Below are 252 nucleotides of genomic sequence, written 5' to 3'. Positions count from 1 at the left end.
GCGGTGCAGGGGCGAAAAAAAACGCCACGGCGAACCGTGGCGTTTTTCTGCGCAAGTGGCAGATCAGTTCTTGCTTTGATCGACCAGCTTGTTGGCCTTGATCCAGGGCATCATGGCGCGCAGCTTCTCGCCCACGATTTCGATCTGGTGTTCGGCGTTGATGCGACGACGCGACATCAGGGTCGGCGCACCGGCCTTGTTTTCCAGGATGAAGCTCTTGGCGTATTCGCCGGTCTGGATGTCTTCCAGCAC

1 pseudogene is annotated in these 252 nt (G+C 58.3%); it reads right to left on the bottom strand.

The features are described 5' to 3' along the window. Positions 1 to 63: 63 nt before the first annotated feature. Positions 64 to 252, bottom strand: a pseudogene (locus HWD99_RS18380) (ketol-acid reductoisomerase); the annotation flags it as partial.

It is taken from the genome of Microbacterium sp. C5A9 (genome assembly GCF_022627955.1).
Classification (GTDB): Bacteria; Actinomycetota; Actinomycetes; order Actinomycetales; family Microbacteriaceae; genus Microbacterium.
The sequence above is the reverse complement of the archived record's forward strand: the minus strand, read 5'-3'. Positions and strand labels throughout refer to the sequence as shown.